The following is a 23,867-nucleotide window of genomic DNA, read 5'->3' as shown; positions in this document are numbered from 1 at the left end:
TCAGGCCCTGCGCAGAATGCATCTGCGCGGGCTGGTGCGCTGATGGTATGGTATGGTATGCGCCCTCAGGCTAGTGCGCGCATGGGCTGTGGCAGTATCGGTTACTGGGTATCTTTGCCGGACGCCTTCTCGCCGATCTTGCCTTCCTTGCCCGAGAGCAGGCCGGCGATGTTGGACTTGTGCCGGAAAATCAGCAGGGCGGCAATGCTGGAAACGGCGATCAGCCAGCTGGGCTCGCGCGTGAACAGCCAGCAGGCCAGCGGCGCGACCAGCGCGGCGCACAGGGCCGCCAGCGAGGAAATCTTCAGCACCTTGGCGACAAACAGCCACACGGTGAGCACCGCCAGCCCCATCCAGCCATTGAGCGCGAGCAGCACGCCCAGCGCGGTGGCGACACCCTTGCCACCCTTGAAGCCGAAAAACACCGGCCACATGTGGCCGACGATCACCGCCACGCTGGCAATCGCGATGTCCTCGTTCGTCAAGCCCAGTGGCGCCGCCAGCAGGCGCACGGCGCCGACGGCAATCAGGCCCTTCAGTGCATCGCCGAGCAGGGTCAGCGCGGCCGCCTTTTTGTTGCCGCTGCGCAGCACATTGGTCGCGCCCGGGTTGTTCGAGCCGTAGGTGCGCGGATCGGCCAGGCCACAGAGGCGCGAAACGATCACGGCAAAGGACAGCGAACCGAGCAGGTAGGCGGCCAGCGTGCAGAGCAGGGTGAGAACAAGCGGGGACATGCCGATTCCATTACAATCGAAAGCTTCGGATTCTAGCGATTCTTCAGGATGCCGGCCAAGGCCGGCGGCACAGCATGGACATTATTTTTCTGCACGGCATTCGTGCGCGCACGGTAATCGGCTGGTATGACTGGGAGCGCACGGCGCCGCAGGCCGTGGAAATCGATCTGGACGTCGGCCTGCCGTCGGCGCGGGCCTGCGTCAGCGACGAGCTGACCGATACCATCGATTACGACCAGCTGGTGCAGCATCTGCGCGGCGTGCTGGCCGCACAGCATTTCCTGCTGCTGGAGGCGCTGGCCGAGCATATCGCCCACGTCATCCTGCACGACTTTGGCGCGCCCTGGGTCAAGGTCACCGTGGTCAAGCCCGGCATTCTCACCGAGGTGGCCCGAGTCGGCGTCTCGATCGAGCGCGGACGGCGCAGCTGAGGCTGCGGGCTGTCACAATGGTGCGGGCAAGGGAATGTGATTACTGCACAATGGGGTTTAATCACTTACAATCGCCTTGACAATCTCGTTGTGGAGGCGCCCTGTGCGGATGTTTTGCAAGTTCCTGTTGCTCGCGGCCGCGCTGCCAGCCCTGGTCGGCTGCGATCAGGTCAAGCAGGCCATGAACAAGCAGCAGGCCAATGGCAATGCCATCGGCGCCGCCTGCCGGCACAGCGGGCGCTCGCTGGAAGACTGCTACCGGCGCAATCCCAAGGTGCCCAAGGCTGACATCTTCGCCGGCTGGAAAGAGATGAACGAGTACATGTTGACCAAAAAGATCGACATCGTGCCGCCGCCGCCCGATGCGCCAATCAACCGTTTCGACATCGATGCGCCCGCCGCGTCCACGTTCGCCGAGCACGAGGCCTCGGCGACGGCGGGCGACAAGCCGGCCAAGCCGGTGCCCGACGACGCGGCCCACTGATTTTTCCCGGGCGCGGCCATGTTTGCTACCGAACCCTTTGATCTCTTTGCCGGCCTGCCGGAGTCGGCGCGCCAGGCCGTCGCCAGGCTGGCCCGCCTGAAGCGTCTGCCGCAGGGGCAGTTGCTGTTTGCCGAAGGCGAGGCGGCGCAGCACAGTTTCGTGCTGCAGCGTGGCCGCCTGCGCGTGTCGTGCAGCAATGAGCGCGGCAAGGAGTTCGTGATCGGCTTTATCGAGCCGGGCTCTTCGCTGGGCGAGGCCGCCATGCTGTTGCAGGAGCCGCGCCAGATGAACGCCAGGGCCGAGGAAGACTGCGAGCTGCTGGTGATCCAGCGTGCCGACTTGCTGCAGCTGATGGACGCGCTGCCGGAGTTGAGGCAGGAAATGCTGATGGCGGCCTTGCGCCTGGCCAGGCATTTTTCGGACATGGTCAAGAGTCTGGCGCTCACTGATGTGTATGGCCGCGTGCGCGCCCTGCTGGAAAGCCTGAAGGTCGACGAGGGCGGGCAGTGCGTGGTGCGCGAGCCGCTGACGCAGCAGGCAATTGCCGAACGCGTGGGCGCATCGCGGGAGATGATCACCAAGGTGATGAAGGAACTCGTCTTTGGCGGCTATGTCAGCATCGAGCAGCGCCGTATTGTCCTGCACCAGAAATTGCCCGAACGCTTCTGAGCCGCGCCTGGCCCTGCCTCCGCCAGCCGGCCATGGCGCTTACACGAAATCCACTTGCTTCAGGATGAATCCATGAAAGAAATGCTGCGTGAAATTCCCCTATTTGCCGGCTTCAGCGACGAAGAACTCGATTACGTCCTGCGCGCGGCGGTACGCCGGCATATTCCCAAAGGCGGCTTTCTGTTTCGCGAGGGCGACCCGGCCGATGCCATGTACGTGCTGATCGAGGGGCGCACGCGTTCCTTTACCAGCGATGCGCAGGGCAAGGAATTCGTGTTCATGATGGGCGAGCCCGGCATTGCCATGGGCGAGATTTCGCTGCTGGACGACGAGCCGCGCGGCTGGTCCACCCAGGCCGAGGAAGACTCGGACTTCCTGATGTTCACCAAGACCGATTTTCACGCGGCGATGGAAGCCTTCCCCCACGTGAAGGACACGGTGATCCGCAACCTGGCCGGCATGGTGCGCCGGCTGTCGTACACGATGAAAAATCTGGCGCTGCTGGATGTCTATGGCCGCCTGCGCGCCTTGCTGGAGTCGCTGGTGGAATCGGTGGATGGTCAGGAAATGGTCAACCAGCCGCTGACGCAGCAGGCGATTGCCGATCGCGTGGGTTCCTCGCGCGAAATGATCGCGCGCATCCTCAAGGAGCTGGTGTTCGGCGGCTATATCCGGCTGGAAAACAAGCGCATCATCCTGCTGCAAAAACTGCCGGAACGCTTCTGAGGCCCACGCGGGGCGGGTGCCGCCTTGCCATGCCGTCCAGTCACCCGGGTGGGGGCAGGGGCGTCGTTTACCGGGCTGCTTCGCTGGCCTGGGCTGTGGCCGGGCGCGGGGTCTTGCCGCTTTTCTGGGCTTCCTCGCTGCCGGGCAGGTAGAGCGCGCCCTTGTAGCCACAGGCTGCCAGCAGGCTTGCTCCCAGAATCATCGCAATCAGTTTGTGCATTCGCTTCGCCGCTTTCGCATGGATTGGTGCAAAATCGCGATTTTAGCATGCAATGGAAAGGTGCCATGACCGAAGGGGAGTTTCTCGACCGCAGTGATGCGGTGTTTGCCCGCATTGAAGCCGCGATTGACGAACAGGAGCTGGAGATCGATCCCCTGCGTGCCGGCAATGTGCTGGAGCTGGAATGCGAAGACGGCAGCAAGGTGGTCGTGAACCGGCACACGGCCAACCAGGAAATCTGGCTGGCGGCCCGTAATGGCGGTTTCCACTATCGCTGGGACGGGCAGGACTGGCAGAGCACGCGCGGTAGCGGGGAGTTTTATGCCGATCTCTCCGCCGCGCTGAGCCTGCATCTGGGAACGACGGTCCACATTGCCTGAGAGTGCGTGCTGATGCTCTGGGCGCTTGCCGGGCTCTTTGCCTCGGCCTTCCTGTCGGCCACGCTGCTGCCTGGCAATTCCGAGCTGGCGCTGGTGGCGATGCTTGCCAGCTGGCCGCAGTGGTGGTGGGTGCTGCTGCTGGTAGCCACGCTCGGCAATGTGCTGGGTTCCGTGCTGACGGTCTGGCTGGCGCGCAAGTTGCCCGAGCCCACCGGCCAGCAGCTGGCCTTGCGTCTGGCCCGGCGCTGGGGGGCCGCCAGCCTGATTTTCGGCTGGGCGCCGGTGCTGGGGGATGCCCTGTGCGTGCTGGCCGGCTACCTGCGCTGGCCATGGCGGGCCGTGGTGTGCTGGGTGACGCTGGGCAAGGCCCTGCGCTATCTGCTGCTGACCGCCCTGTCGCTGGCCTGGCTGGGTTGACGGCCAGGTCCGCAATTTATTCGAATGGAAACAAGGTGATGCATTTGCGAAATGCCGTGCTGGGCATGCTGCTGGCCAGCCAGTTGCTGGCGCCGCTGGCGCTGGCGGCACAATCCCTGCCGGATATGGGTGATGTCTCGTCGCAGACGCTCAGCCCGCAGCAGGAGCGCGAAATCGGCCAGACCGCCATGCAGCAGATTCGCCGCAGCGGGCTGCTGCTCGACGACCCCGAAGTGGTCGCCTACCTCAACGCCATGGGGCATCGGCTGGTCGAGGCTGCCAATGTCGGCGACAGCCGCTTTACCTTCTTTGCCCTCAGTGACCGTTCGGTCAATGCCTTTGCGATGCCTGGCGGCTATATCGGCATTCACAGCGGCCTGATCGTCGCGGCCCAGCATGAATCGGAACTCGCCAGCGTGCTGGCGCATGAAATTGCCCACGTCAGCCAGCGCCATGTCGCGCGCATGCTGGACGGTTCGCGCTCCGGCGCCTGGGTGTCGCTGGCCGCCATGGCGGTGGCCCTGCTGGCTGCGCATGCCGGACAGTCGGGCATGGGCAGTGCCGTGGCCATGGCCGGGGCCGGTCTTGCCACCCGCCAGCAACTCGATTTCACCTATGCCTTCGAGCAGGAGGCTGACCGCATCGGCATGCAGACGCTGCAGGATGCCGGTTACGACCCCGCAGGCATGCCGGCCTTCTTCGAGCGCCTGCAGCGGCACAACCGCATTATCGAAGCCAATGCCCCGGAATTCCTGCGCACCCACCCGGTGACCTACAAGCGCATTGCCGACGCCCAGGCCCGGGTGGCCGACCGGCCTTACCGCCAGGTGCCCGATTCGCTGGATTTCCTGTTCCTGCGCGAAAAGCTGCGCGCCCAGCAACTGGGCGGGCAGGCGGCCGTCGATTTCTATCAGAAAACCCTGGGCGACAAGCGCTATGCCAGCGAAGTGGCCGCGCGCTATGGTCTGGCGCTGTCGCACTATCAGGCGCGGGACTATGACCTTGCCTGGCAGGCGCTGCAGCAGGCGCGTGCGGTACTGGCCGGCAAGTCGCACCCGGCGCTGGAATTCCTTGCCGGGCAAATCCGCCTGGATCAGGGGCGCAGCAGCGAGGCCGTCGCCATCCTGCAGGCGGCGCGCGCGCAGTTCATCGGCAGCCGGGCATTGCTGTACGGCACCATCGACGCCCTGACGGCCGCCGGCAAGCTGACAGAAGCCTTGGCGCTGGTGGACGACGGGCTCTCGCTGTATCCGGGCGATGCCTGGCTGTACCAGCGTGCCGCGCGGGTCTACGAGAAGCAGGACAAACCGATGGCCAAGCACAAGGCGCTCGGCGAATATTATGTGCGCCTGCAGGAGTACGGCCCGGCGCTGGAGCAGTTCCAGCTGGCCTTGCGCCAGCCGGGCAACGATTTCCATCTGCAGTCGGGCATTGATGCGCGCATTCGCGACCTGGAGCAATACCGCAAGGAATAAGCGTGCTGGGTATGTGGCTGCAGCCTAATCGTTCATTGGGCTGCAGTCGTATACCTATTGATTAGCGCTGCTGAAGCCGCTGGCGCAGGCCGTCCAGATAGATGTTCGGGTCGGGCGGCGTTTGCTGGCGCTGTGCCTGCCAGAGCATTTCGCCCAGGCATTCCAGCATGTCGTGTAGCGCCTTGTGGGCGTCGCCGTGCCGGGCATGCAGCTGGCCGTACAGCGCGCGCACGCCGGCGGGCTGGTCGATGGCCAGCTGTTCGGCGATCGCCAGGTGCAGGCTGATGTGCAGGAAGGGGTTGCTCTCGCCGTGTTCCGGCGGCCAGTCGCGGTCGAGGTAGTCTTCGCTGAGGAAGGCGTGGTATTCCGGATGCGCCTCCAGCACGTCAACGACGATGGCCTCCAGGTCGGCCAGCGGCTGTTGCTGCAAGTGTTTTTGCCAGGCAGTGATGAAAAAGCGCCGCGCTTCCTCGCGGCTGGGATTGAACAGCATGGACCTTGATTTCCTCAATCGAACAAGACGGCAAGCATGCCATTGTCGATGACTTGTATCCCTCTGGCTAGCGGCAGCAGCTGGCCGTTGCCATAGAAACCGGCAAAGGGCACGCCCGGCAGCGCCGTACGCACGGCCTGCCAGTACGGGTCTTCGCCGGTGCCGCCAAAGGCGCCGCCATGCTGGCTGGCGAAGACCAGCGCAAAGGCCGGTCGGCGCAGGCGGGCGAGCTGCGTCAGCCCGTCCGCCAGCCGTGCGGCGGTCAGCGCCGGATCCTGATGACCCCAGACCAGCTCGGCATCCCGTGGTGCGTGTCCGCCCAGCAGCAGGCCCTGACGGGCCTCGTCACGCCCCAGCAGCGCCAGCCAGCGCCCCTGCCTGGGGTGGTCGGGTTCATGCAGCATGGCGCCCTGCCAGAGCCGCTGCTCCGACCCGCTGTCCTGCAGCCAGTGCGCCAGCAGCGGCAGGGCCGGGCGGCCATTGAGGCCGGTGAGCAGCAGGCCGTCGCTGGCGCTGACTCGCTGGCGGGGGCCGTCGGGCACAAAGCCGTCGGCCTGCAGCCAGCGTGGGCGCCGGCAGGGCAGGTCCAGCCGCCCGGCGCTGATGTGCCGGCCTTGCCAGAGGCAGTAAGGGCCGACGCCGGTGGCATCGCCGGCAATGCCGCCGATGCGCAGCTTGCCGTCGTGCGCCCAGTCGCCAGCCAGGGCATTGGGCGCCGCCAGCGTCAGGCGCCAGCGGTCGCCGGCCGGGGGCGGTGGTTCGATCAGCACTACCGCCATCGGGCCATCCAGCGACCAGTCCTCGTCGCTGAAAATGCCGTTGGCCAGACAGCCGACCAGATGAAGGCTGCGGCTTTCGCGCGCCAGGCGTTCCAGGCAGGCGGCGACGCAATGGCGGAAATGCGGAGTGAGCAGCAGCCAGACCCGGCTGCCGGCCGGGGCGGTGAGCTGTCCGCGCTTGCGCAGTGCATGGCTGAGGGCTTGGCTTGCCACATCGGGTGTTGCTTTGGCGGCAGCGGCATGGCCACTCCAGGCGCTGGCGGCCTTGTTGTCGTCGGCTTCAGGCATAATCGCGCAAGCATATAGCAAGTTGGGAGAATGCAGATGGGCAGCTTTTACGATTTCAGCGTTCTGGACGGCGAAGGGCGTACGCAGCCGCTGGCCGACTGGCAGGGGCAGGTGCTGCTGGTGGTGAATGTGGCCAGTCAGTGCGGCTTTACCCCACAGTATGCCGGGCTGGAGGCCTTGCAGCGCCGCTTTGCCGGGCGTGGTTTTTCGGTGCTCGCCTTTCCCTGCAACCAGTTCGGCGGGCAGGAGCCGGGCAGCAATGCCGAGATCGCAGAATTCTGCCGCAGCCGGTTTGACGTCAGCTTTCCGCTGTTCGCCAAGATCGACGTCAATGGCGATGCAGCCGACCCCGCGTATGTCTGGCTCAAGGCCCAGCAGCCGGGCCTGCTGGGCAGCGAAGCCATCAAGTGGAACTTCACCAAGTTTCTGATCGGGCGCGACGGCCAGGTGCTGCGCCGCTATGCGCCGCAAACCGAGCCGGAGGCCATCGCCGACGATATCCAGTCGTTGCTGGATGCCGCATGAGGGGCGCCCTGCATACGCCGCTGAGCACGGCGGCGCGCACGCTGCTGTTTCGCCGGGTCGATTTTGCCCATGCCGGGCTGTCGCGCTGGCCTGTCCTGCCGCTCTTGGCGCTGCTGTTTCTGACCGCGCTTGTCGTGCAGTATCGCCTGCTGGAGCAGGGCTCGGCGCTCAACTGGCCAGCCGTGCCGGTCTGGCTGCTGCAGGCTTTTCTCGGTTTGCTGCTGGTGCAGCTGGTGGCGCCGCGTGCCGACAGCCCGGTGGGCTGGGTGGCGCTGATGCTGGGCTGGGCGCAGGGTTTGCTGATCACCGTGCTGCTGTATGCGCCGCTGATGATCTGGCTCTTGCCACGGCTGCCGCAACTGGCCGATGGCTGGGCCGGTTTTGTCCTTTTTGTCGTGCTCACGCTCTGGCAGGCGCTGGCGCTGGCCGTGTGCCTGGTGCGCTGGGATTTGCTGTCGCGCTGGCGCGCTGCACTCTACGCGCTGCTGCTCTTGCTGGCCAGTGCCGTGCAGGTCTGGTTTTTCAATGATGCTGATCGCCTGTGGGTCTGGTCGGAAGCGGAGAGCCAAGCGTTTCAGCGCGAGTATGCGCCACCCAGACTCGCCAGCGAGCGGCATTTTTATGCGGAGCCAGCCTTGCTGGCTGAGCGCCTGGCCGCCATCGCACCGGGTACGCCGGGGCAGGCCGAGCTGTTTGCCATCGCGGTTGGCGGTGATGCCAGTCAGCAGGTTTTCCTGCGCGAAAGTTCGGCGTATGCGGCGCTAGCCAAGGAGCAGTTTGGTGCGCAGGCACATACCCTCTTGCTGGCCAATCATGATGCCAGCGCGGGGCAGGTGCCCATCGCCACCCTGACCAGCATTGCCGCCGGCATACGCCGCGCGGCGCAGCAGATGAACCCGGACGAAGATGCCTTGCTGCTCTACCTGACCTCGCATGGTGGTCCGGGCCCGCGGCATCGCTTCGTGCTCGACAGTCCGCCGCTGGAGCTGGCCCAGCTTGACCCGCAGTGGTTGCGCGGCACGCTGGATGCGGCTGGCGTGCGCTGGCGCATCATCATCGTGTCGGCCTGTTACAGCGGCGGTTACCTGAAGCCGCTGGCCGATGCGCAGACGCTGGTGATCACCGCGGCCGATGCCGACAACACCTCCTTTGGCTGCGCCGATGAAAACCATTTCACCGATTTTGGTCGCGCGCTCTACGATGGCTTGCGGAAGGAATCCGGCTGGGCGGCAGCCTTTGCCGCCGCGCGGCGCGAAGTGGGGCGGCGCGAAAAGGAGCTGGGGCTCACGCCGTCCAATCCGCAATGGCTGGCGGGCGCGGCGATCCAGCCCAGGCTGGCCGGATGGTTCCGGCGCGCGGATTGAAAGCCGGGCGCTTTCAGGGTAGAATTCCGCCAATTTTGCACATGAAACGGGATGGGGTCGACCTGTCCCGTTTTTCTACGTGTGCCGCCAGAATTCCCCCCATTTAGGAGCCGCCCGTGTCCACACCAGCCCTTCTTGCGCTTGCCGACGGCACCCTGTTTTACGGTACCAGCATTGGCGCCAACGGTGAAACAATCGGTGAAGTGGTGTTCAATACTTCGCTGACCGGTTATCAGGAAATCCTGACCGACCCGTCCTACACCAAACAGATGGTGACCCTGACCTATCCCCACATCGGCAACTACGGCGTCAATGCCGAAGACGCCGAATCGCGCGCCGTTTTTGCCGCCGGCCTGATCATTCGCGATCTGCCGCTGATTCACTCGAACTTCCGTGCCGACATGAGTCTGGGCGAGTATCTGGTGAAAAACGGTGTCGTGGCTATTGCCGATATCGATACCCGCAAGCTGACCCGCATCCTGCGTGAAAAGGGCGCCCAGCCCGGCTGCATCGTCACCGGCGACAAGATCGACGCCGCCGCTGCCGTGGCAAAGGCCAAGTCCTTCGGCTCGATGGCCGGTCAGGATCTCGCCAAGGTGGTGAGCGCCAGCGACAAGTACGAGTGGCATACCGCCGAGTGGAAGCTGGGCGTGGGTTACACCGTGCAATCCAACCCGAAATACCACGTGGTGGCCTACGACTTCGGCGTGAAGCACAACATCCTGCGCATGCTCGCCGAGCGCGGTTGCAAGCTGACCGTTGTTCCGGCGCAGACCCCGGCTGCCGAGGTGCTGGCGCTGAATCCGGATGGCGTGTTCCTCTCCAACGGCCCCGGTGATCCGGAGCCGTGTACCTACGCCATCGACGCGACTCGCGAGTTTCTTGCCAAGGGCCTGCCGCTGTTCGGCATCTGTCTGGGCCACCAGATTCTCGGCATTGCTGCCGGCGGCAAGACCAGCAAGATGAAGTTCGGCCACCATGGCGCCAACCATCCGGTGCAGGATCTGGACAGCAAGCACGTGATGATCACCAGCCAGAACCACGGCTTCCAGGTCGATGAAACCAGTCTGCCGGCCAATGTCCGCGTGACACACCGCTCGCTGTTCGACGGCACCGTGCAGGGCATCGCCTTGACCGACAAGCCGGCGTTCTCCTTCCAGGGGCACCCGGAGGCGAGCCCCGGCCCGCACGATGTGGCGTATCTGTTCGACAAATTCATCGCCAGCATGGCTGGCAAGCAGTGAGGTGTGAGGAGCGGGGAGTGAGGCGCAAGCCCTCTTCGTTCCTGACCTCGTTCTTCTCTCTCAATTCTCCCAGGAGGACGGTGTAAAGCGGTTTGGCTCCTTATGCCTTACCCCTCACACCTCACACACAATGCCAAAACGTACCGACATCAACAGCATCCTGATCATTGGCGCCGGCCCGATCATCATCGGCCAGGCCTGCGAATTCGACTACTCCGGCGCGCAAGCCTGCAAGGCGCTGCGCGAGGAGGGTTACAAGGTCATTCTGGTGAACAGCAACCCTGCGACCATCATGACCGACCCGAACATGGCCGATGTGACCTATATCGAGCCGATCACCTGGCAGATGGTCGAAAAGATCATCGAGAAGGAGCGTCCCGACGCGATCCTGCCGACCATGGGTGGCCAGACTGCGCTGAACTGCGCGCTGGACCTGTGGCGCAATGGCGTGCTCGACAAGTACAAGGTCGAGCTGATCGGCGCGACGCCGGAAGCCATCGACAAGGCTGAAGACCGCCAGAAGTTCAAGCAGGCCATGGACAAGATCGGCCTGGGCTCCGCCCGCTCCGGCATCGCCCACTCGCTGGAAGAAGCACTGGCCGTGCAGGCGCAGGTCGGCTTTCCGGCGATCATCCGTCCGTCCTTCACCATGGGCGGTTCCGGTGGCGGTATTGCCTACAACATCCAGGAATTCATCGAAATCTGTACCCGTGGTCTCGACCTTTCGCCGACCAAGGAGCTGCTGATTGAAGAATCGCTGCTGGGCTGGAAAGAGTACGAGATGGAAGTCGTGCGTGACCGCAACGACAACTGCATCATCGTCTGCTCGATCGAAAACCTCGACCCGATGGGCGTGCACACCGGCGACTCGATCACCGTGGCGCCTGCGCAAACGCTGACCGACAAGGAATACCAGATCATGCGCAATGCATCGATCGCGGTATTGCGCGAAATCGGCGTGGACACCGGTGGCTCCAATGTACAGTTCTCGGTCAATCCGAAGGACGGCCGCCTGATCGTCATCGAAATGAACCCGCGCGTGTCGCGCTCCTCGGCGCTGGCCTCCAAGGCCACCGGCTTCCCGATTGCCAAGGTGGCCGCCAAGCTGGCCGTGGGCTACACGCTGGACGAGCTGAAAAACGACATCACCGGTGGCAAGACCCCGGCCTCGTTCGAGCCGTCGATCGATTATGTGGTGACCAAGATCCCGCGTTTCGCCTTCGAAAAATTCCCGCAGGCCAACAGCCGCCTGACCACGCAGATGAAGTCGGTCGGCGAAGTGATGGCCATGGGCCGCACCCAGCAGGAATCGCTGCAAAAAGCGCTGCGCGGCCTGGAAACCGGCATGTCCGGCTTTGACGAAGTCACCACCGACCGCCAGCTGATCGAATCCGAAATCGCTGCTCCGGGTCCGGAGCGCCTGTGGTACGTGGCGGATGCCTTCCGTGTCGGCATGAGCGTCGATGAAGTGCATGCGCTCTCGAAGATCGACCCGTGGTTCCTGGTGCTGATCGAGGATATCGTCAAGACCGAGAACGCGCTGCGCGGCCGTGCCGTTGAGAGCGTGACCCAGGCCGAGTTCCGCGCGCTGAAGCGCAAGGGCTTCTCCGACCGCCGTCTCGGTGCGCTGCTGGGCTGCGACCAGAATGCGGTGCGCAAGGCGCGCCACGCGCACGGCATCCGCCCGGTGTACAAGCGCGTCGATACCTGCGCGGCCGAGTTCGCCAGCAACACCGCCTATATGTATTCGACCTACGAGGAAGAATGCGAGGCACAGCCGACCGACCGCAAGAAGGTGATGATTCTCGGCGGTGGCCCGAACCGCATCGGCCAGGGCATCGAGTTCGACTACTGCTGCGTGCATGCCGCACTGGCGCTGCGCGACGATGGTTATGAAACCATCATGGTCAACTGCAACCCGGAAACCGTTTCGACCGACTACGACACTTCCGACCGCCTGTACTTCGAGCCGCTGACGCTGGAAGATGTGCTGGAAATCGTGGCGGTAGAAAAGCCGGTTGGCGTGATCGTGCAGTACGGCGGCCAGACGCCGCTGAAGCTGGCGCGCGCGCTCGAAGCCAATGGCGTGCCGATTGTCGGCACCAGCCCGGACATGATCGATGCGGCCGAAGACCGCGAGCGTTTCCAGAAGCTGCTGCAGGACCTGAAGCTGCGCCAGCCGCCCAACGCCACCGCGCGCACCGAGAAGGACGCGCTGGCGCTGGCCGCTCAGCTGGGTTATCCGCTGGTGGTGCGCCCGTCCTACGTGCTGGGTGGCCGCGCGATGCAGATCGTGCATTCCGAAGACGATCTGGCGCGCTACATGCGCGAAGCCGTCAAGGTCTCCAACGATTCGCCGGTGCTGCTGGACCGCTTCCTGAACGACGCCATCGAGGTCGATGTCGATGCGCTGTCCGACGGCGAGCAGGTGATCATCGGCGGCATCATGGAGCACATCGAGCAGGCCGGCGTGCACTCCGGCGACTCCGCGTGCTCGCTGCCGCCGTATTCGCTGTCCAAGGCGCTGCAGGACGAACTGCGTCGCCAGACCGTTGAAATGGCCCGTGCGCTGAACGTGATCGGCCTGATGAACGTGCAGTTCGCCATTCAGGGCGAGACCGTGTACGTGCTGGAAGTGAATCCGCGTGCTTCGCGTACCGTACCGTATGTGTCCAAGGCGACCAGCGTACCGCTGGCCAAGGTGGCCGCACGCTGCATGCTCGGCCAGAAGCTGGCTGACCAGGGCGTGACCGAGGAAGTGATTCCGCCGTTCTATTCGGTGAAGGAAGCCGTTTTCCCCTTCAACAAGTTCCCGGGCGTTGACACCATCCTCGGCCCGGAAATGAAGTCGACCGGTGAAGTGATGGGCGTGGGCGAGAGCTTCGCCGAGGCCTTCGTGAAGGCGCAGCTGGCTGCCGGCCTCGTGCTGCCGGTGAAGGGCAGCGTCTTCATCTCGGTGAAGGACGGCGACAAGGCGGGGGCGGTGGAATGCGCGCGCGTGCTGACCAGCATCGGCTTCAAGGTGGTCGCGACCAAGGGCACGGCTGCCGCCATCGAGGCTGCAGGTGTGCCGGTGACTGCGGTCAACAAGGTGACCGAGGGTCGTCCGCACATCGTCGACATGATCGTCAATGGCGAAATCCAGATGATCTTCAACACCGTTGAAGAGCGCCGTCAGGCCATTCAGGACAGCTATTCGATCCGTCACGAGTCGATGAAGGCCAAGCTGCCGGTGTTCACCACCATCGCCGGCGCGCGCGCCGCGTGCGTGGGCATCAAGGAGCTGGGCGAGATGAAGGTCTACGATCTGCAGGGCTTGCATCGCGCGCTGAATCGCTGATAAGGTATTGCTTAATTGAAAAGCCGCCGTCCTGCGTGACGGCGGCTGTTGTTTTTGGTGCTGCGGGAGCGGCGCCGTTCAGGAGAATCAAAGACGATGGTTACTATCCCGCTGACCGTGGCTGGTGCCGAGAAACTGAAGCAGGAACTGCAACACCTCAAGAGCGTTGAGCGCCCCGCCGTGATCCAGGCGATTGCCGAAGCGCGTGCGCAGGGGGATCTCTCGGAAAACGCCGAGTACGATGCCGCGAAGGAAAAGCAGGGCTTTGTTGAAGGCCGCATTGCCGAGCTGGAAGGCAAGCTCTCCAATGCCCAGATCATCGACCCGAAGGCCCTGGCCGACACGGCGGACGGCCGCGTGGTGTTCGGCGCCACCGTCGAACTGGAAGACCTGGAAAGTGAAGTAAAGGTGAAATACCAGATCGTCGGTGACGATGAGGCCGACATCAAGGTCAACAAGATTTCCGTGTCGAGCCCGATTGCCCGCGCGCTGATCGGCAAGTATGCCGGCGACGTGGCCGTGGTGATGGCGCCCAGCGGCGAGCGCGAGTACGAAGTGCTGGGCGTGCAGTATATCTAAGGGTATTCGTCTGTAGGTCATTGGTATGAATGGCCGCAGGCATATCGCTACCGGGGTATGTGATGGGGAATGGCATCCGGCAGTTGCTGACCACATTCTGGATCGGCGGCATGTGGGTCGTCGGCGTGCTGGTCGCGCCCGCATTGTTCGGGTCGCTGGACAATGCGCTGGCCGGCCGCCTGGCCGGCAAGATTCTGGGCTTGATGGGCTGGGTGGGGATTGTCGCCGGCAGCTATCTACTGATCTGGTGGTTGTGGGTCGAGGGCTTGCGCGCGCTGCGCAATGGCCGCTTCTGGCTGGTGCTGCTGATGCTGGTCTGCACGCTGATCAACCAGTTTGCCGTGTTTCCCATCATCGCCGGACTCAAGCCCGCCATGGTGAACGCCAGCGAGGGCCTGTTCGGCGGCGGTTTTGCCACCTGGCATGCGATTTCCACGCTGATTTACTTTGTCCAGGCCTTGCTGGGTGTAGCTTATGTCTGGGGCGAGGGCGGCAGCCGCTGAATCACTTGCCGCCAGTCGGGCGTGATCCCGCCTGGGGGCGATGCCGGTGGCTTGCGCAAACAAAAAGGCAGCGTCGGCTGCCTTTTTCGTGGAGGGCGGGAAGGTTCGCTGTTTCCCGGCTCACACCCGGTGATGCATTGCTGCTTTGCCTTCGGCAAGCCTCATTTTTTCTTTGCCTTCGGCGGGCATCACTTTTTCTTTGCCTTCGGCAAAACGATGCGGGACTTGCCCTCTTCGGTCGGGCGGTAGATGATCAGCAGCTTGCCGATCAGGCCCACCGGTGCAGCCTGCAGGTCGGCGCAGATCTGCTCCATGAAGGCGGCGCGGGCTTCGCGGTCATCGCCAAGGACGCGAACCTTGATGAGTTCGTGGGCATCCAGATTCACGGCGATTTCACGCAGAACCGCGTCCGTCAGGCCGTTGTTGCCGATCATGACCACCGGGTTGAGGTGGTGGGCCAGGCTTTTGAGGTGGCGACGCTGGTCTGCTGTGAGTTCCATAAATTCAAATCCTTGAAAAAACAGGGAAGTTTACCTGATGGCGCGAAGTAAAACCAGTAATGCCTGGTTGCAGGAACACGTGAACGACCACTATGTGCACCAGGCACAGAAAGATGGCTATCGTGCCCGTGCGGCGTACAAGCTGCTGGAAATCAATGAGAAGGACAAGCTGATCAGGCCCGGCATGTGGGTCGCCGACCTTGGCGCCGCGCCCGGCAGCTGGTGCCAGGTGGCCAGGCGCCTGATGGGGGAGAGTGGCCGCGTGTTCGCGCTGGATATTCTCGACATGGACCCGATCCGCGGGGTCGAATTCGTGCAGGGCGATTTTCGCGAAGACGAGGTGCTGGCCCGTTTTCTGGAATTGCTGGACGGTCGGCTGGTCGACCTTGCAATCTGCGACATGGCCCCCAATATCACCGGTAATGCCGTGACCGACCAGGCGCGCAGCATGTACCTGTGCGAACTGGCGCTCGATTTTTCCCGCGAACACTTGAAACCTGGCGGCCATTTTCTGGTCAAGGTGTTTCAGGGCAGCGGCTTCACCGAATACCTGGAGGCCATGCGCGGCGAGTTTGCTTCGGTGGTGACCCGCAAGCCGAAAGCATCCCGCGATCGCAGCAGTGAAGTTTATCTGCTGGGCAAGGGCAAGAAGGGCTAATTTCCGCTGAATCAAAGTCCTGCTATGGCCCCGATAGCAATTTTTCGGGGCAACACGCGGCGCCTGCCGTTAAAATGAATCGTCCCGGCTACCGGCCGGAATTGAAGGAGCAAAGCCGTGAACAATCTCGGCAAGAATATCGCCATCTGGCTCATCATCGGCCTTGTGCTGATGACGGTGTTCAACCAGATGACCAAACGTCAGACAACTGCCAATACCATGCCGTATTCGCAGTTCATGACCGAAGTGGAAAATGGCCAGATCGCCCAGGTCAGCATCGAGGGCAGCCCGCTGCGTCCGCAGCTGATCAAGGGTACCCGCAAGGATGGCCAGACCTTCACCACGCTCGCCCCCTTCGATTTCCGCTTGGTTGATACGCTGATCAAGTACAACGTGAAATTCGAGGCGAAACCGGAAGAAGAGCCGTCGCTGTTGATGAACATCTTCATCAACTGGTTCCCGATGCTGCTGCTGATCGGTGTATGGATTTTCTTCATGCGCCAGATGCAGGGCGGCGGCAAGGGCGGGGCGTTCAGTTTCGGCAAGAGCCGTGCGCGCATGCTGGATCAGGACACGAACGTGGTCACCTTCGCCGATGTGGCCGGGTGTGACGAAGCCAAGCAGGACGTCGCCGAAATCGTCGACTACCTGCGCGATCCTTCCAAATACCAGAGTCTGGGCGGGCGCATGCCGCGCGGCATCCTGATGGTTGGCTCGCCGGGTACCGGCAAGACCTTGCTGGCCAAGGCGATTGCCGGTGAGGCCAAGGTGCCGTTCTTCTCGATTTCCGGTTCCGACTTCGTCGAAATGTTTGTCGGTGTCGGTGCCGCCCGCGTGCGCGACATGTTCGAAAACGCCAAGAAAAACGCGCCGTGCATCATCTTCATCGATGAAATCGACGCGGTCGGCCGCCAGCGTGGCGCCGGCCTCGGTGGTGGCAACGATGAGCGCGAGCAGACGCTGAACCAGATGCTGGTTGAAATGGACGGCTTCGAGGGCAATTCCGGCATTATCGTGATCGCCGCGACCAACCGCCCCGATGTGCTCGATCCGGCGCTGTTGCGTCCGGGCCGTTTCGACCGCCAGGTGGTCGTGCCGCTGCCGGACATCCGCGGCCGCGAACAGATTCTTGGCGTGCACATGCGCAAGGTGCCGGTGTCGTCCGATGTGGATGCCAACATTCTTGCGCGCGGCACGCCGGGCATGTCCGGCGCCGATCTGGCCAACCTGGTGAACGAAGCGGCGCTGTTTGCCGCGCGGCGCAGCAAGCGGCTCGTCGACATGCAGGATTTTGAAGACGCCAAGGACAAGATCTTCATGGGTGCCGAGCGCAAGTCCATGATCATCCAGCCCGACGACAAGAAGAAGACTGCCTATCACGAATCCGGCCATGCCGTGATTGGCGAGTTGCTGCCGGGCTGCGACCCGGTGCACAAGGTGACCGTGATTCCGCGTGGCCGCGCGCTGGGCGTGACCTGGTCGCTGCCCGAGCAGGATCGCTTCAGCCTGTACAAGGACCAGATGCTGGCGCAGATCACCATGCTGTTCGGTGGCCGCGTTGCGGAAGACCTGTTTACCGGCCAGATTTCGACCGGCGCTTCCAATGACTTCGAGCGCGCCACGCAACTGGCCCGCGACATGGTGACGCGTTATGGCATGAGCGAGAAGATGGGCGCCATGGTGTATGGCGAAAATGACGGCGAGGTTTTCCTTGGCCGTTCGGTCACCACGCACAAGAATCTGTCGGAAGCGACCATGCAGCAGGTCGATGCGGAAATTCGCCGCATCCTCGACGAGCAGTATGCGCTGGCCGTGAAGCTGCTGGACGAAAACCGCGACAAGGTTGAAGCCATGACCTCGGCGCTGCTGGAATGGGAAACCATCGATCGCGAGCAGATTCTCGACATCATGGAAGGCCGCCAGCCGCGTCCGCCCAAGAATCCGCCTGCGCCGAAGCTTGGCCTGCCGTCTGACGGGAACACGCCCAGCGGTGATGCGCCTGCAGCGGCGCCCACTCCGGCGGCCGAAGCCTGATTACCGGTATGACAGACAAGGCGGCCTGCGGGCCGCCTTTTCCTTTTCAGGAGCCCATGCATGAGCCAGACCGAATTTGCCTGTGGACGTTTCCGCCTTGCCCTTGATCGCCCGCTCGTCATGGGCATCGTCAATGTCACCCCCGATTCGTTTTCCGACGGAGGCAGGCATGCCAGCACGGCGGCTGCCGTCGCGCATGCGCGCCGGCTGATTGAAGAGGGGGCCGACATTCTCGACATCGGTGGCGAATCGACCCGCCCGGGTGCCGCCTTTGTCCCCGAGCAGGAAGAAATCGACCGCGTCTTGCCGGTGCTCGAGGCCTTGCTGGGTGACGGTGTGCCGCTGTCGATCGATACCCGCAAGCCGGCCGTGATGGCGGCGGCGCTGGCAGTGGGCGTGGATCTGGTCAATGACATCGCCGCGCTGGAGGGCGATGGCGCGCTGGCCTTGCTGGCCGGGCATTCCGCGGGCGTTTGCCTGATGCACAAGCAGGGCGAGCCGCAGACCATGCAGGCCGCCCCTGTCTACTCCGATGTTGTTGCCGAGGTGTCAGGGTATCTGCTTGAGCGTCATGCTCATGCTTGTCTGGCGGGAATTACTGCTGAACGTATCTTGCTGGATCCCGGTTTTGGCTTTGGCAAGAATTTTGAACACAACCGCGAGCTTTTCCGGGCGCTCCCGGAAATGCTGGCGCAGCTGCCGGCCCCCCTGCTGGTCGGTGTGTCGCGCAAGCGCATGCTCGGCGACATTACCGGTCGCGCGGTGGACGCGCGCATGCCGGCCAGCGTGGCTGCCGCGCTGCTGGCGGCCCTGGCGGGAGTGGCGGTGATCCGTGTGCACGATGTCAGTGAAACAGTGGATGCACTGCAGGTGCTCGCCGCTTTACAATGCCGGCCATCGTCAATCCGCTGACAGGATGAAGGGCATGGCTCGCAAATATTTCGGTACCGATGGCGTGCGTGGTCTGGTGGGTGATTATCCGATCACACCGGATTTCGCCATGAAACTCGGCTATGCCGCTGGCCGTGTTCTGGCGATGGATGCCGGCCGCAAGCAGGGCGAGCATGCCGCCGTGCTGATCGGCAAGGACACCCGGGTTTCCGGCTACATGCTGGAGGCCGCTCTGCAGGCCGGCTTCAATGCCGCCGGCGTGGATGTTTACCTGACCGGCCCCTTGCCGACCCCCGGCATCGCCTATCTGACGCGAGCCCTGCGCCTGTCGGCGGGGGTGGTCATTTCGGCGTCGCACAATCCCTATCACGACAATGGCATCAAGTTTTTCGGCGCTGGCGGGCAAAAGCTTGATGACGCGGTCGAGCTCGCCATCGAGGCTGCCATTGATGAGGCCCAGCCCTGTGTCGGCCCGAAACAGATCGGCAAGTCCTGGCGGGTGAGCGATGCCGCTGGCCGCTACATCGAATTCTGCAAGTCGACTTTCCCGAACGAACTTGACCTGCGTGGTTTGAAGCTGGTGGTTGATTGTGCGCACGGCGCCACCTACCAGGTCGCGCCACACGTATTTCACGAGCTGGGCGCCGAGGTCATCAGCATCGGTGTGACGCCTGATGGTTTCAATATCAATGAAGAGGTCGGCGCCACGCACCCGGAAACGCTGCGCCGCGCCGTGCTGGCCGAAGGCGCGCAATTCGGCATCGCGCTGGACGGTGATGGCGATCGCCTGATCATGGTCGATGCCGATGGCAGCATCGTCGATGGCGACCAGCTCTTGTATGTGCTGGCAGCCTACCGCCAGCAGAAGGGAACACTTGGCGCAGGTGTCGTTGGCACGTTGATGACCAATCTCGGCGTCGAGAATGCACTGAAGGGCAAGGGAATCGGCTTCGAGCGTGCCAAGGTGGGCGATCGTTACGTGCTGGAAAAATTGCAGGCCAATGGCTGGCTGGTGGGCGGGGAAGGTTCCGGGCATTTGCTGTGCCTGGACAGGCACAGCACCGGCGATGGCATCATTTCGGCCTTGCAGGTCTTGCAGGCGCTCAAGGAAAGTGGGGCGACCCTGGCCGGCTTCTGCCGGGATCTGCAACTCTATGCCCAGGTGTTGAAGAACGTGCGCATCAGCAAGGGCTTCGATTGCCATGCCTCGGCGACGATCAGGACTGTCGTGCAGGAAGCCGAAGCCGCCATGGGCGCCAGCGGCCGGGTATTGCTGCGCCCTTCCGGCACCGAACCGGTGGTGCGCGTGATGGTCGAGCATGCGGAGAAGGAAACCGCCGAATTCTGGGCGGGCAAAATTGCCCAGAAGGTCGCTGAAGAAGCCGCAGCGGATTGAGCCCGGGGAGCTCTGCGCCCCGGGTGGGCGGGCCCTGTTCTTCCTGACAGATTTGCGTACTGCCGGTTGTAACCCGTGCAGTGCGCGGTTATGCTGGATGGACAGCAGCTTACTCGGTTGATCGTGCACACCTCCTTCTTCCATCGATTGCAGAATACCTATCAGGAAAACCGGCTTGCCGCACGCCTTGTGCTGGCGACCTTTGTTGCCGGGCTGGCGGTGTGTCTGTCCCTGACGCTGTTTTTGCTCAAGCGCGAGTACGACCGCAGCCTGCACCAGACCCGGGCCGATTTGCAGGCCATCGGCAAAAGCACGACGCCGCAGCTGGCGGCCAATCTCTGGCTGGTCAATACCGATGCCGTACATACGCAGCTGAGCTCAATGCTGCAAACCCGCGTGGTCGACCGGGTGGAGCTGTCCGAAAGCGATGGCGGCAAATACAGCGCCGGCAAGGAACTGATACCCGGTGGTGATTACATCACCGAAACCTTCCAGGTCGGCTATCTGCACCCGCTGACCAACAAGACGGTGATTCTGGGCGAAATGCGGCTGATCTCCAGCCTCCAGGGCTTGCGCAGTCGCCTGATTGATACTTTTCAATCCATCCTGCTCATTGAAGGCGTCGGCTTGCTGGTCGCTGCCATCCTGTTTCTCGGCCTTTACCATCGCCTGATCGCGCGCCACCTCAAGCACATCACGGCATACACGCGCAATTTCGATTATGGCAACCTGCCGGCGCCGCTGGCCCTGAGCCGGCGCCCCAGCGAAAAGCGCGATGAGCTGCAGACGCTGGTCAATGCCTTCAATACCATGCGCGGCAATCTGCTGCAGGGCGTGCAGGAGCGCGATGATGCCGAGCGTGCGCTGTTTCTGGAAAAAGAGCTGGCTGAAGTCACGCTGATTTCAATTACCGATGCCATCATTACCACTACGCCGGATTTCCGGGTCAAGCTGCTCAATCCGGCTGCCGAAAAACTGATCGGCCAGTCGCACAATGACAGCCGCGCGCAGCCGGTCAGCAGCGTGCTGTGCGCCCCGGGCAGCGAACTGACGGCAGACATCCTCAACGATGCGCTGCTGGCGGCAAGGGAAAGCCGGCAGTCTTCGCGCGGACACAAGGCACGCATCATCAATCGCCAGGGCTTGCGCATGACGGTTGAATACGCCATTGCGCCGATCCGTGACTGGGATGGCGACGTGGTGGGGATGGTGCTCATCCTCCATGATGTCAGCGCCGCCGAAGCGCTGACCGAAAAACTGGCCTACCAGGCCAACCACGATGACCTCACCGGGCTGATCAACCGCCGCGGTTTCGAATCGCAGCTCAATGACGCCTGCCGGCGTGCTGCGGTGGGCTCGCGGACTTATGTGCTGATGCTGCTCGACCTTGACCAGTTCAAGCTCGTCAACGATACCTGCGGCCACCTCGCCGGTGACGAGTTGCTGCGTCAGGTGACCGAGCAGCTGCAGGTGCTGGTGGCGCCCAGCTTTGGCTTGCTGGGGCGGCTTGGTGGCGACGAGTTCGGCATCCTGCTGGCCGAAGGCAATCGCGATCATGCCCGCCATCTGGCCGAGAGCATTCTGCATGCCCTGCAGCAATACCGTTTTGTCTGGCAGGGCAGGCCGTTTGGCGTCACCGTCAGCATCGGGCTGGCGCTGATCGACGCCACGACACTGAGCCCGCAGGAAGCGATGAGTCAGGCCGATGTGGCCTGCTTTGCCGCCAAGGATGCCGGGCGCAACCGGCTGAGCTGGTATGCCGGTGGTGACGATGACCTGCAGGAGCGGCATAACGAACTGCAGCTGCTGGCCACCTTGCGTGAAGCGATCGAGCAGAACCGTTTTCGCCTCTATGCCCAGAAGATCGAGCCGCTGCGGCCGTCATCAAGTGGTCTGGCGCACCTGGAAATCCTCTTGCGCATGAGTGACGATACTGGCCGCATCATTCCTCCCGGCGCTTTCATTCCCGCCGCCGAGCGTTATGACATGATGGCGCAGGTTGACAGCTGGGTGGTTGAACACAGCATTGCCTATCTAGCGCAGCGCCAGCAGGACGGGCTGACGCTGCCCCATCTGTCGATCAACCTGTCCGGCAAGTCGCTGAACCGGCAGACTTTGTCTTTCATCCTGCAGCAACTCGACAAGACGCGGGTTCCTCCGGCTCTGGTCTGCTTTGAGATTACCGAAACCAGCGCGATCTCGAACATGAAGGAGTCGACGCTGTTTATTGAAACGCTGCGCGCACGTGGATGCCGCTTTGCACTTGACGACTTTGGCAGCGGTTTCTCCTCCTTCAATTACCTCAAGAATCTCGCCGTCGATTACCTGAAGATCGATGGTAGCCTGGTGCGCGACATGGCTAATGACCGCGTAAGCCGCCAAATGGTGATTGCCGTGAATGACATTGGTCACAGCCTTGGCATGCGTACCATCGCCGAGTTTGTCGAGGACGAGGAAATCTGCAGCCACCTGTCCGCCATCGGCGTGGATTTTGCCCAGGGGTATTACATCGGCAAGCCGGAACCCTTGCAGTAAGTATTGCCAGAATCAGCAAGCCAAAATGCAAACAGCCGGCGTCGCCGGCTGTTTCGGTCAGGAGTGTCGCAGAAGCCTCAGTTGATCAGCTTCCAGCCAGCCGTCCGGGCGTTGAAAAAGCCGGATTCCCGGTAGGCTCGCTCGATGGTACCGTTGTTGCGCAAGATATCGAGGCCGCTATTGAGTGCCTTGGCGAGCGTTGCACTGCCTGAGTAACTGCGGCTGACAAAAAAGTGCCGGCTGCCCTGCAGGCCCACTTTCACATTGGGTACAGGGACAAATTTCTGACTGCCTGCTTCGAAGGAAAGGTCGGGTGTGGGCTGAAAGGGCGCCAGCACCACATCGGCGCGCTGCTTGCTGACCATGCCGATCATGGAATCCCAGCTGTGGGTTTTCAGCAGATTTTTGATCGGGATGCTCTCCAGCGTTGCAATATCGGGTTTCCAGCTGTCGGCAACCACGGCGGTGAGCTTCTGCACGGCGGCCCGGTCACTGGCAGCCAGTGCCCGGCTGTTGCCCGGAATGGTGTACAGGCCGGCGTGAAACTCGCCCTGGCGAATGGCTGGCTCGCTGATGTACACCTTGTCGGCCAGCGGCTTCAGATCGACTTCCCATACCGAATTGCCGCCAAGCGCCGCATTGCCGGTGGAAATTTCCTTCAGGTAGCGGTTGTAGGAGTCGCTGGTGGCATTGACGGTAACCAGCTTGATCGCCCGGGTATTGCCGCCCAGCTTGAGTGCCTGCTGCACCAGGACCAGCTCCACCACGTCCCGCCGCGAATGTTCGCCATCGAAACGCGTCAGGCTCAGGGGATCACGGCCCTTGAGAAACTTCAGGTAATCGCTATAGACATCCTGCTGGGTCAGGATGGTGACCGGCTCGCCGGCGAAAACCGGGCCGGTCAGCATGGCGCTCAGCAGCAGGGCAAGCAGGCTGCGGCGGCTGGGGGAGTGGATCATGATTTGCACCATCAGCGTGTCATCGAACGCTTGCATCATCGCGTCTGCAGGCGCTCTTGGCAATCGTCCGCGGGCTGGCGTGTTGCGTTCCGGCTCGGCCATGGCAATGCAGCCCATTGTGCACTTTGCCCGGCGAGCAGGAAACGGTGATAGTGGCCGCCTATCGTGAGCATGAAGACTCTTGATTTGACGCCGGGTCGTCCCCAAATTATCGTGCAGCGCTTTGCAGCAATTGCATCATCA

The 23,867-nt window shown here is 62.9% G+C and carries 24 protein-coding genes; 18 read left to right on the top strand and 6 right to left on the bottom strand.

What is annotated here, in order from left to right; genetic code table 11:
* Positions 1 to 101 precede the first annotated feature (101 nt).
* Positions 102 to 734: a glycerol-3-phosphate 1-O-acyltransferase PlsY gene (gene plsY / locus C515_RS0109615; protein WP_043648930.1), complete on the bottom strand. Its 633-nt coding sequence runs from the start codon at positions 732 to 734 to the stop codon at positions 102 to 104.
* A gap of 74 nt (positions 735 to 808) precedes the next feature.
* Here plsY and C515_RS0109610 point away from each other — a divergent pair, with 74 nt between their 5' ends.
* The 4 genes from C515_RS0109610 (at position 809) to C515_RS0109595 (ending at position 3,044) form a co-directional block, all read left to right on the top strand.
* Positions 809 to 1,165, top strand: a complete 357-nt coding sequence (locus C515_RS0109610; RefSeq protein WP_028455354.1) for a dihydroneopterin aldolase — start codon at positions 809 to 811, stop codon at positions 1,163 to 1,165.
* Positions 1,166 to 1,292: 127 nt separating this feature from the next.
* Positions 1,293 to 1,649: a hypothetical protein gene (locus C515_RS22530; RefSeq protein ID WP_144290416.1), complete on the top strand. Its 357-nt coding sequence runs from the start codon at positions 1,293 to 1,295 to the stop codon at positions 1,647 to 1,649.
* Between the two features lie 18 nt (positions 1,650 to 1,667).
* Positions 1,668 to 2,318 carry a Crp/Fnr family transcriptional regulator gene (locus C515_RS0109600; protein ID WP_028455353.1) on the top strand — a complete coding sequence of 217 codons (651 nt, stop codon included), beginning with the start codon at positions 1,668 to 1,670 and terminating at the stop codon, positions 2,316 to 2,318.
* A 72-nt stretch (positions 2,319 to 2,390) separates the two neighbouring features.
* Positions 2,391 to 3,044 carry a Crp/Fnr family transcriptional regulator gene (locus C515_RS0109595; protein ID WP_051304818.1) on the top strand — a complete coding sequence of 218 codons (654 nt, stop codon included), beginning with the start codon at positions 2,391 to 2,393 and terminating at the stop codon, positions 3,042 to 3,044.
* A 67-nt stretch (positions 3,045 to 3,111) separates the two neighbouring features.
* Here C515_RS0109595 and lptM read toward each other — a convergent pair whose 3' ends face one another.
* The gene (gene lptM, locus C515_RS23070) at positions 3,112 to 3,264 is read right to left on the bottom strand and encodes an LPS translocon maturation chaperone LptM (protein WP_081686870.1); all 153 of its coding nucleotides are present in this window, start codon (positions 3,262 to 3,264) and stop codon (positions 3,112 to 3,114) included.
* 47 nt (positions 3,265 to 3,311) lie between these two features.
* Between lptM and cyaY the strand changes: the two genes are divergently transcribed.
* Genes cyaY through C515_RS0109575 form a run of 3 tightly spaced genes read left to right on the top strand, consistent with a single transcriptional unit; the run spans position 3,312 to position 5,536 of the window.
* Entirely contained in the window at positions 3,312 to 3,644 is a 333-nt protein-coding gene (gene cyaY, locus C515_RS0109585) for an iron donor protein CyaY (RefSeq protein WP_245575018.1), read from the top strand.
* 12 nt (positions 3,645 to 3,656) lie between these two features.
* On the top strand, positions 3,657 to 4,061 hold the full coding sequence (locus C515_RS0109580) for a YqaA family protein (protein ID WP_028455350.1): 405 nt from the start codon (positions 3,657 to 3,659) through the stop codon (positions 4,059 to 4,061).
* A gap of 38 nt (positions 4,062 to 4,099) precedes the next feature.
* Entirely contained in the window at positions 4,100 to 5,536 is a 1,437-nt protein-coding gene (locus C515_RS0109575) for a beta-barrel assembly-enhancing protease (RefSeq protein ID WP_028455349.1), read from the top strand.
* Between the two features lie 61 nt (positions 5,537 to 5,597).
* Here the strand turns inward: C515_RS0109575 and C515_RS0109570 are convergent, their stop codons facing one another.
* Both C515_RS0109570 and C515_RS0109565 read right to left on the bottom strand, forming a co-directional pair.
* Complete coding sequence (locus C515_RS0109570; RefSeq protein ID WP_211234024.1) at positions 5,598 to 6,029, bottom strand: DUF1841 family protein; 432 nt, start codon at positions 6,027 to 6,029, stop codon at positions 5,598 to 5,600.
* 14 nt (positions 6,030 to 6,043) lie between these two features.
* A complete protein-coding gene (locus tag C515_RS0109565; RefSeq protein WP_028455347.1) occupies positions 6,044 to 7,096 on the bottom strand; it encodes an FIST C-terminal domain-containing protein in 1,053 nt (350 codons plus the stop codon).
* Between the two features lie 36 nt (positions 7,097 to 7,132).
* On the opposite strand from C515_RS0109565, the gene C515_RS0109560 reads away from it, so the two are divergent.
* The 6 genes from C515_RS0109560 (at position 7,133) to C515_RS0109535 (ending at position 14,651) form a co-directional block, all read left to right on the top strand.
* The gene (locus C515_RS0109560; RefSeq protein ID WP_028455346.1) at positions 7,133 to 7,621 is read left to right on the top strand and encodes a glutathione peroxidase; all 489 of its coding nucleotides are present in this window, start codon (positions 7,133 to 7,135) and stop codon (positions 7,619 to 7,621) included.
* Positions 7,618 to 8,985 carry a C13 family peptidase gene (locus tag C515_RS22525; protein WP_051304817.1) on the top strand — a complete coding sequence of 456 codons (1,368 nt, stop codon included), beginning with the start codon at positions 7,618 to 7,620 and terminating at the stop codon, positions 8,983 to 8,985. The genes C515_RS0109560 and C515_RS22525 overlap by 4 nt, the downstream gene beginning before the upstream one ends.
* A 116-nt stretch (positions 8,986 to 9,101) precedes the next feature.
* Positions 9,102 to 10,229, top strand: coding sequence for a glutamine-hydrolyzing carbamoyl-phosphate synthase small subunit (gene carA / locus C515_RS0109550; protein ID WP_028455345.1), 1,128 nt, complete (start codon positions 9,102 to 9,104; stop codon positions 10,227 to 10,229).
* Between the two features lie 130 nt (positions 10,230 to 10,359).
* Positions 10,360 to 13,569 carry a carbamoyl-phosphate synthase large subunit gene (gene carB / locus C515_RS0109545; protein ID WP_028455344.1) on the top strand — a complete coding sequence of 1,070 codons (3,210 nt, stop codon included), beginning with the start codon at positions 10,360 to 10,362 and terminating at the stop codon, positions 13,567 to 13,569.
* A gap of 96 nt (positions 13,570 to 13,665) precedes the next feature.
* Positions 13,666 to 14,148 carry a transcription elongation factor GreA gene (gene greA, locus C515_RS0109540; protein ID WP_028455343.1) on the top strand — a complete coding sequence of 161 codons (483 nt, stop codon included), beginning with the start codon at positions 13,666 to 13,668 and terminating at the stop codon, positions 14,146 to 14,148.
* Between the two features lie 62 nt (positions 14,149 to 14,210).
* On the top strand, positions 14,211 to 14,651 hold the full coding sequence (locus tag C515_RS0109535) for a DUF4149 domain-containing protein (RefSeq protein ID WP_028455342.1): 441 nt from the start codon (positions 14,211 to 14,213) through the stop codon (positions 14,649 to 14,651).
* Positions 14,652 to 14,839: 188 nt separating this feature from the next.
* Here the strand turns inward: C515_RS0109535 and yhbY are convergent, their stop codons facing one another.
* Complete coding sequence (gene yhbY, locus C515_RS0109530) at positions 14,840 to 15,151, bottom strand: ribosome assembly RNA-binding protein YhbY (RefSeq protein ID WP_028455341.1); 312 nt, start codon at positions 15,149 to 15,151, stop codon at positions 14,840 to 14,842.
* A gap of 34 nt (positions 15,152 to 15,185) precedes the next feature.
* Between yhbY and rlmE the strand changes: the two genes are divergently transcribed.
* The 5 genes from rlmE to C515_RS20450 all read left to right on the top strand — a co-directional run bounded on the left by rlmE (position 15,186) and on the right by C515_RS20450 (position 22,665).
* The gene (gene rlmE, locus C515_RS0109525) at positions 15,186 to 15,809 is read left to right on the top strand and encodes a 23S rRNA (uridine(2552)-2'-O)-methyltransferase RlmE (protein WP_028455340.1); all 624 of its coding nucleotides are present in this window, start codon (positions 15,186 to 15,188) and stop codon (positions 15,807 to 15,809) included.
* A gap of 117 nt (positions 15,810 to 15,926) precedes the next feature.
* Positions 15,927 to 17,843: an ATP-dependent zinc metalloprotease FtsH gene (gene ftsH / locus C515_RS0109520; RefSeq protein WP_028455339.1), complete on the top strand. Its 1,917-nt coding sequence runs from the start codon at positions 15,927 to 15,929 to the stop codon at positions 17,841 to 17,843.
* A gap of 60 nt (positions 17,844 to 17,903) precedes the next feature.
* The gene (folP, locus tag C515_RS0109515) at positions 17,904 to 18,755 is read left to right on the top strand and encodes a dihydropteroate synthase (protein WP_028455338.1); all 852 of its coding nucleotides are present in this window, start codon (positions 17,904 to 17,906) and stop codon (positions 18,753 to 18,755) included.
* 13 nt (positions 18,756 to 18,768) lie between these two features.
* Positions 18,769 to 20,130, top strand: a complete 1,362-nt coding sequence (glmM, locus tag C515_RS0109510; RefSeq protein WP_028455337.1) for a phosphoglucosamine mutase — start codon at positions 18,769 to 18,771, stop codon at positions 20,128 to 20,130.
* Positions 20,131 to 20,220: 90 nt separating this feature from the next.
* Positions 20,221 to 22,665, top strand: a complete 2,445-nt coding sequence (locus C515_RS20450) for an EAL domain-containing protein (RefSeq protein WP_081686866.1) — start codon at positions 20,221 to 20,223, stop codon at positions 22,663 to 22,665.
* A 77-nt stretch (positions 22,666 to 22,742) separates the two neighbouring features.
* Here the strand turns inward: C515_RS20450 and C515_RS20445 are convergent, their stop codons facing one another.
* On the bottom strand, positions 22,743 to 23,663 hold the full coding sequence (locus C515_RS20445; protein WP_051304816.1) for a hypothetical protein: 921 nt from the start codon (positions 23,661 to 23,663) through the stop codon (positions 22,743 to 22,745).
* Positions 23,664 to 23,867: the final 204 nt, after the last annotated feature.

The organism is Chitinilyticum litopenaei DSM 21440 (assembly GCF_000428145.1).
Taxonomy (GTDB): domain Bacteria; phylum Pseudomonadota; class Gammaproteobacteria; order Burkholderiales; family Chitinibacteraceae; genus Chitinilyticum; species Chitinilyticum litopenaei.
Note: the sequence above shows the minus strand (reverse complement) of the source record. Positions and strands in the feature narration are given on the sequence as shown.

What these genes read in the sequence shown, in the direction of transcription:
- plsY (WP_043648930.1), bottom strand. Translation starts at nt 734, where the DNA reads ATGTCCCCGCTTGTTCTCACCCTGCTCTGCACGCTGGCCGCCTACCTG.
- C515_RS0109610 (WP_028455354.1), top strand. Translation starts at nt 809, where the DNA reads ATGGACATTATTTTTCTGCACGGCATTCGTGCGCGCACGGTAATCGGC.
- C515_RS0109600 (WP_028455353.1), top strand. Translation starts at nt 1,668, where the DNA reads ATGTTTGCTACCGAACCCTTTGATCTCTTTGCCGGCCTGCCGGAGTCG.
- C515_RS0109595 (WP_051304818.1), top strand. Translation starts at nt 2,391, where the DNA reads ATGAAAGAAATGCTGCGTGAAATTCCCCTATTTGCCGGCTTCAGCGAC.
- lptM (WP_081686870.1), bottom strand. Translation starts at nt 3,264, where the DNA reads ATGCACAAACTGATTGCGATGATTCTGGGAGCAAGCCTGCTGGCAGCC.
- cyaY (WP_245575018.1), top strand. Translation starts at nt 3,312, where the DNA reads ATGCAATGGAAAGGTGCCATGACCGAAGGGGAGTTTCTCGACCGCAGT.
- C515_RS0109580 (WP_028455350.1), top strand. Translation starts at nt 3,657, where the DNA reads ATGCTCTGGGCGCTTGCCGGGCTCTTTGCCTCGGCCTTCCTGTCGGCC.
- C515_RS0109575 (WP_028455349.1), top strand. Translation starts at nt 4,100, where the DNA reads ATGCATTTGCGAAATGCCGTGCTGGGCATGCTGCTGGCCAGCCAGTTG.
- C515_RS0109570 (WP_211234024.1), bottom strand. Translation starts at nt 6,029, where the DNA reads ATGCTGTTCAATCCCAGCCGCGAGGAAGCGCGGCGCTTTTTCATCACT.
- C515_RS0109565 (WP_028455347.1), bottom strand. Translation starts at nt 7,096, where the DNA reads ATGCCTGAAGCCGACGACAACAAGGCCGCCAGCGCCTGGAGTGGCCAT.
- C515_RS0109560 (WP_028455346.1), top strand. Translation starts at nt 7,133, where the DNA reads ATGGGCAGCTTTTACGATTTCAGCGTTCTGGACGGCGAAGGGCGTACG.
- C515_RS22525 (WP_051304817.1), top strand. Translation starts at nt 7,618, where the DNA reads ATGAGGGGCGCCCTGCATACGCCGCTGAGCACGGCGGCGCGCACGCTG.
- carB (WP_028455344.1), top strand. Translation starts at nt 10,360, where the DNA reads ATGCCAAAACGTACCGACATCAACAGCATCCTGATCATTGGCGCCGGC.
- greA (WP_028455343.1), top strand. Translation starts at nt 13,666, where the DNA reads ATGGTTACTATCCCGCTGACCGTGGCTGGTGCCGAGAAACTGAAGCAG.
- C515_RS0109535 (WP_028455342.1), top strand. Translation starts at nt 14,211, where the DNA reads ATGGGGAATGGCATCCGGCAGTTGCTGACCACATTCTGGATCGGCGGC.
- yhbY (WP_028455341.1), bottom strand. Translation starts at nt 15,151, where the DNA reads ATGGAACTCACAGCAGACCAGCGTCGCCACCTCAAAAGCCTGGCCCAC.
- folP (WP_028455338.1), top strand. Translation starts at nt 17,904, where the DNA reads ATGAGCCAGACCGAATTTGCCTGTGGACGTTTCCGCCTTGCCCTTGAT.
- glmM (WP_028455337.1), top strand. Translation starts at nt 18,769, where the DNA reads ATGGCTCGCAAATATTTCGGTACCGATGGCGTGCGTGGTCTGGTGGGT.
- C515_RS20450 (WP_081686866.1), top strand. Translation starts at nt 20,221, where the DNA reads ATGCTGGATGGACAGCAGCTTACTCGGTTGATCGTGCACACCTCCTTC.
- C515_RS20445 (WP_051304816.1), bottom strand. Translation starts at nt 23,663, where the DNA reads ATGATGCAAGCGTTCGATGACACGCTGATGGTGCAAATCATGATCCAC.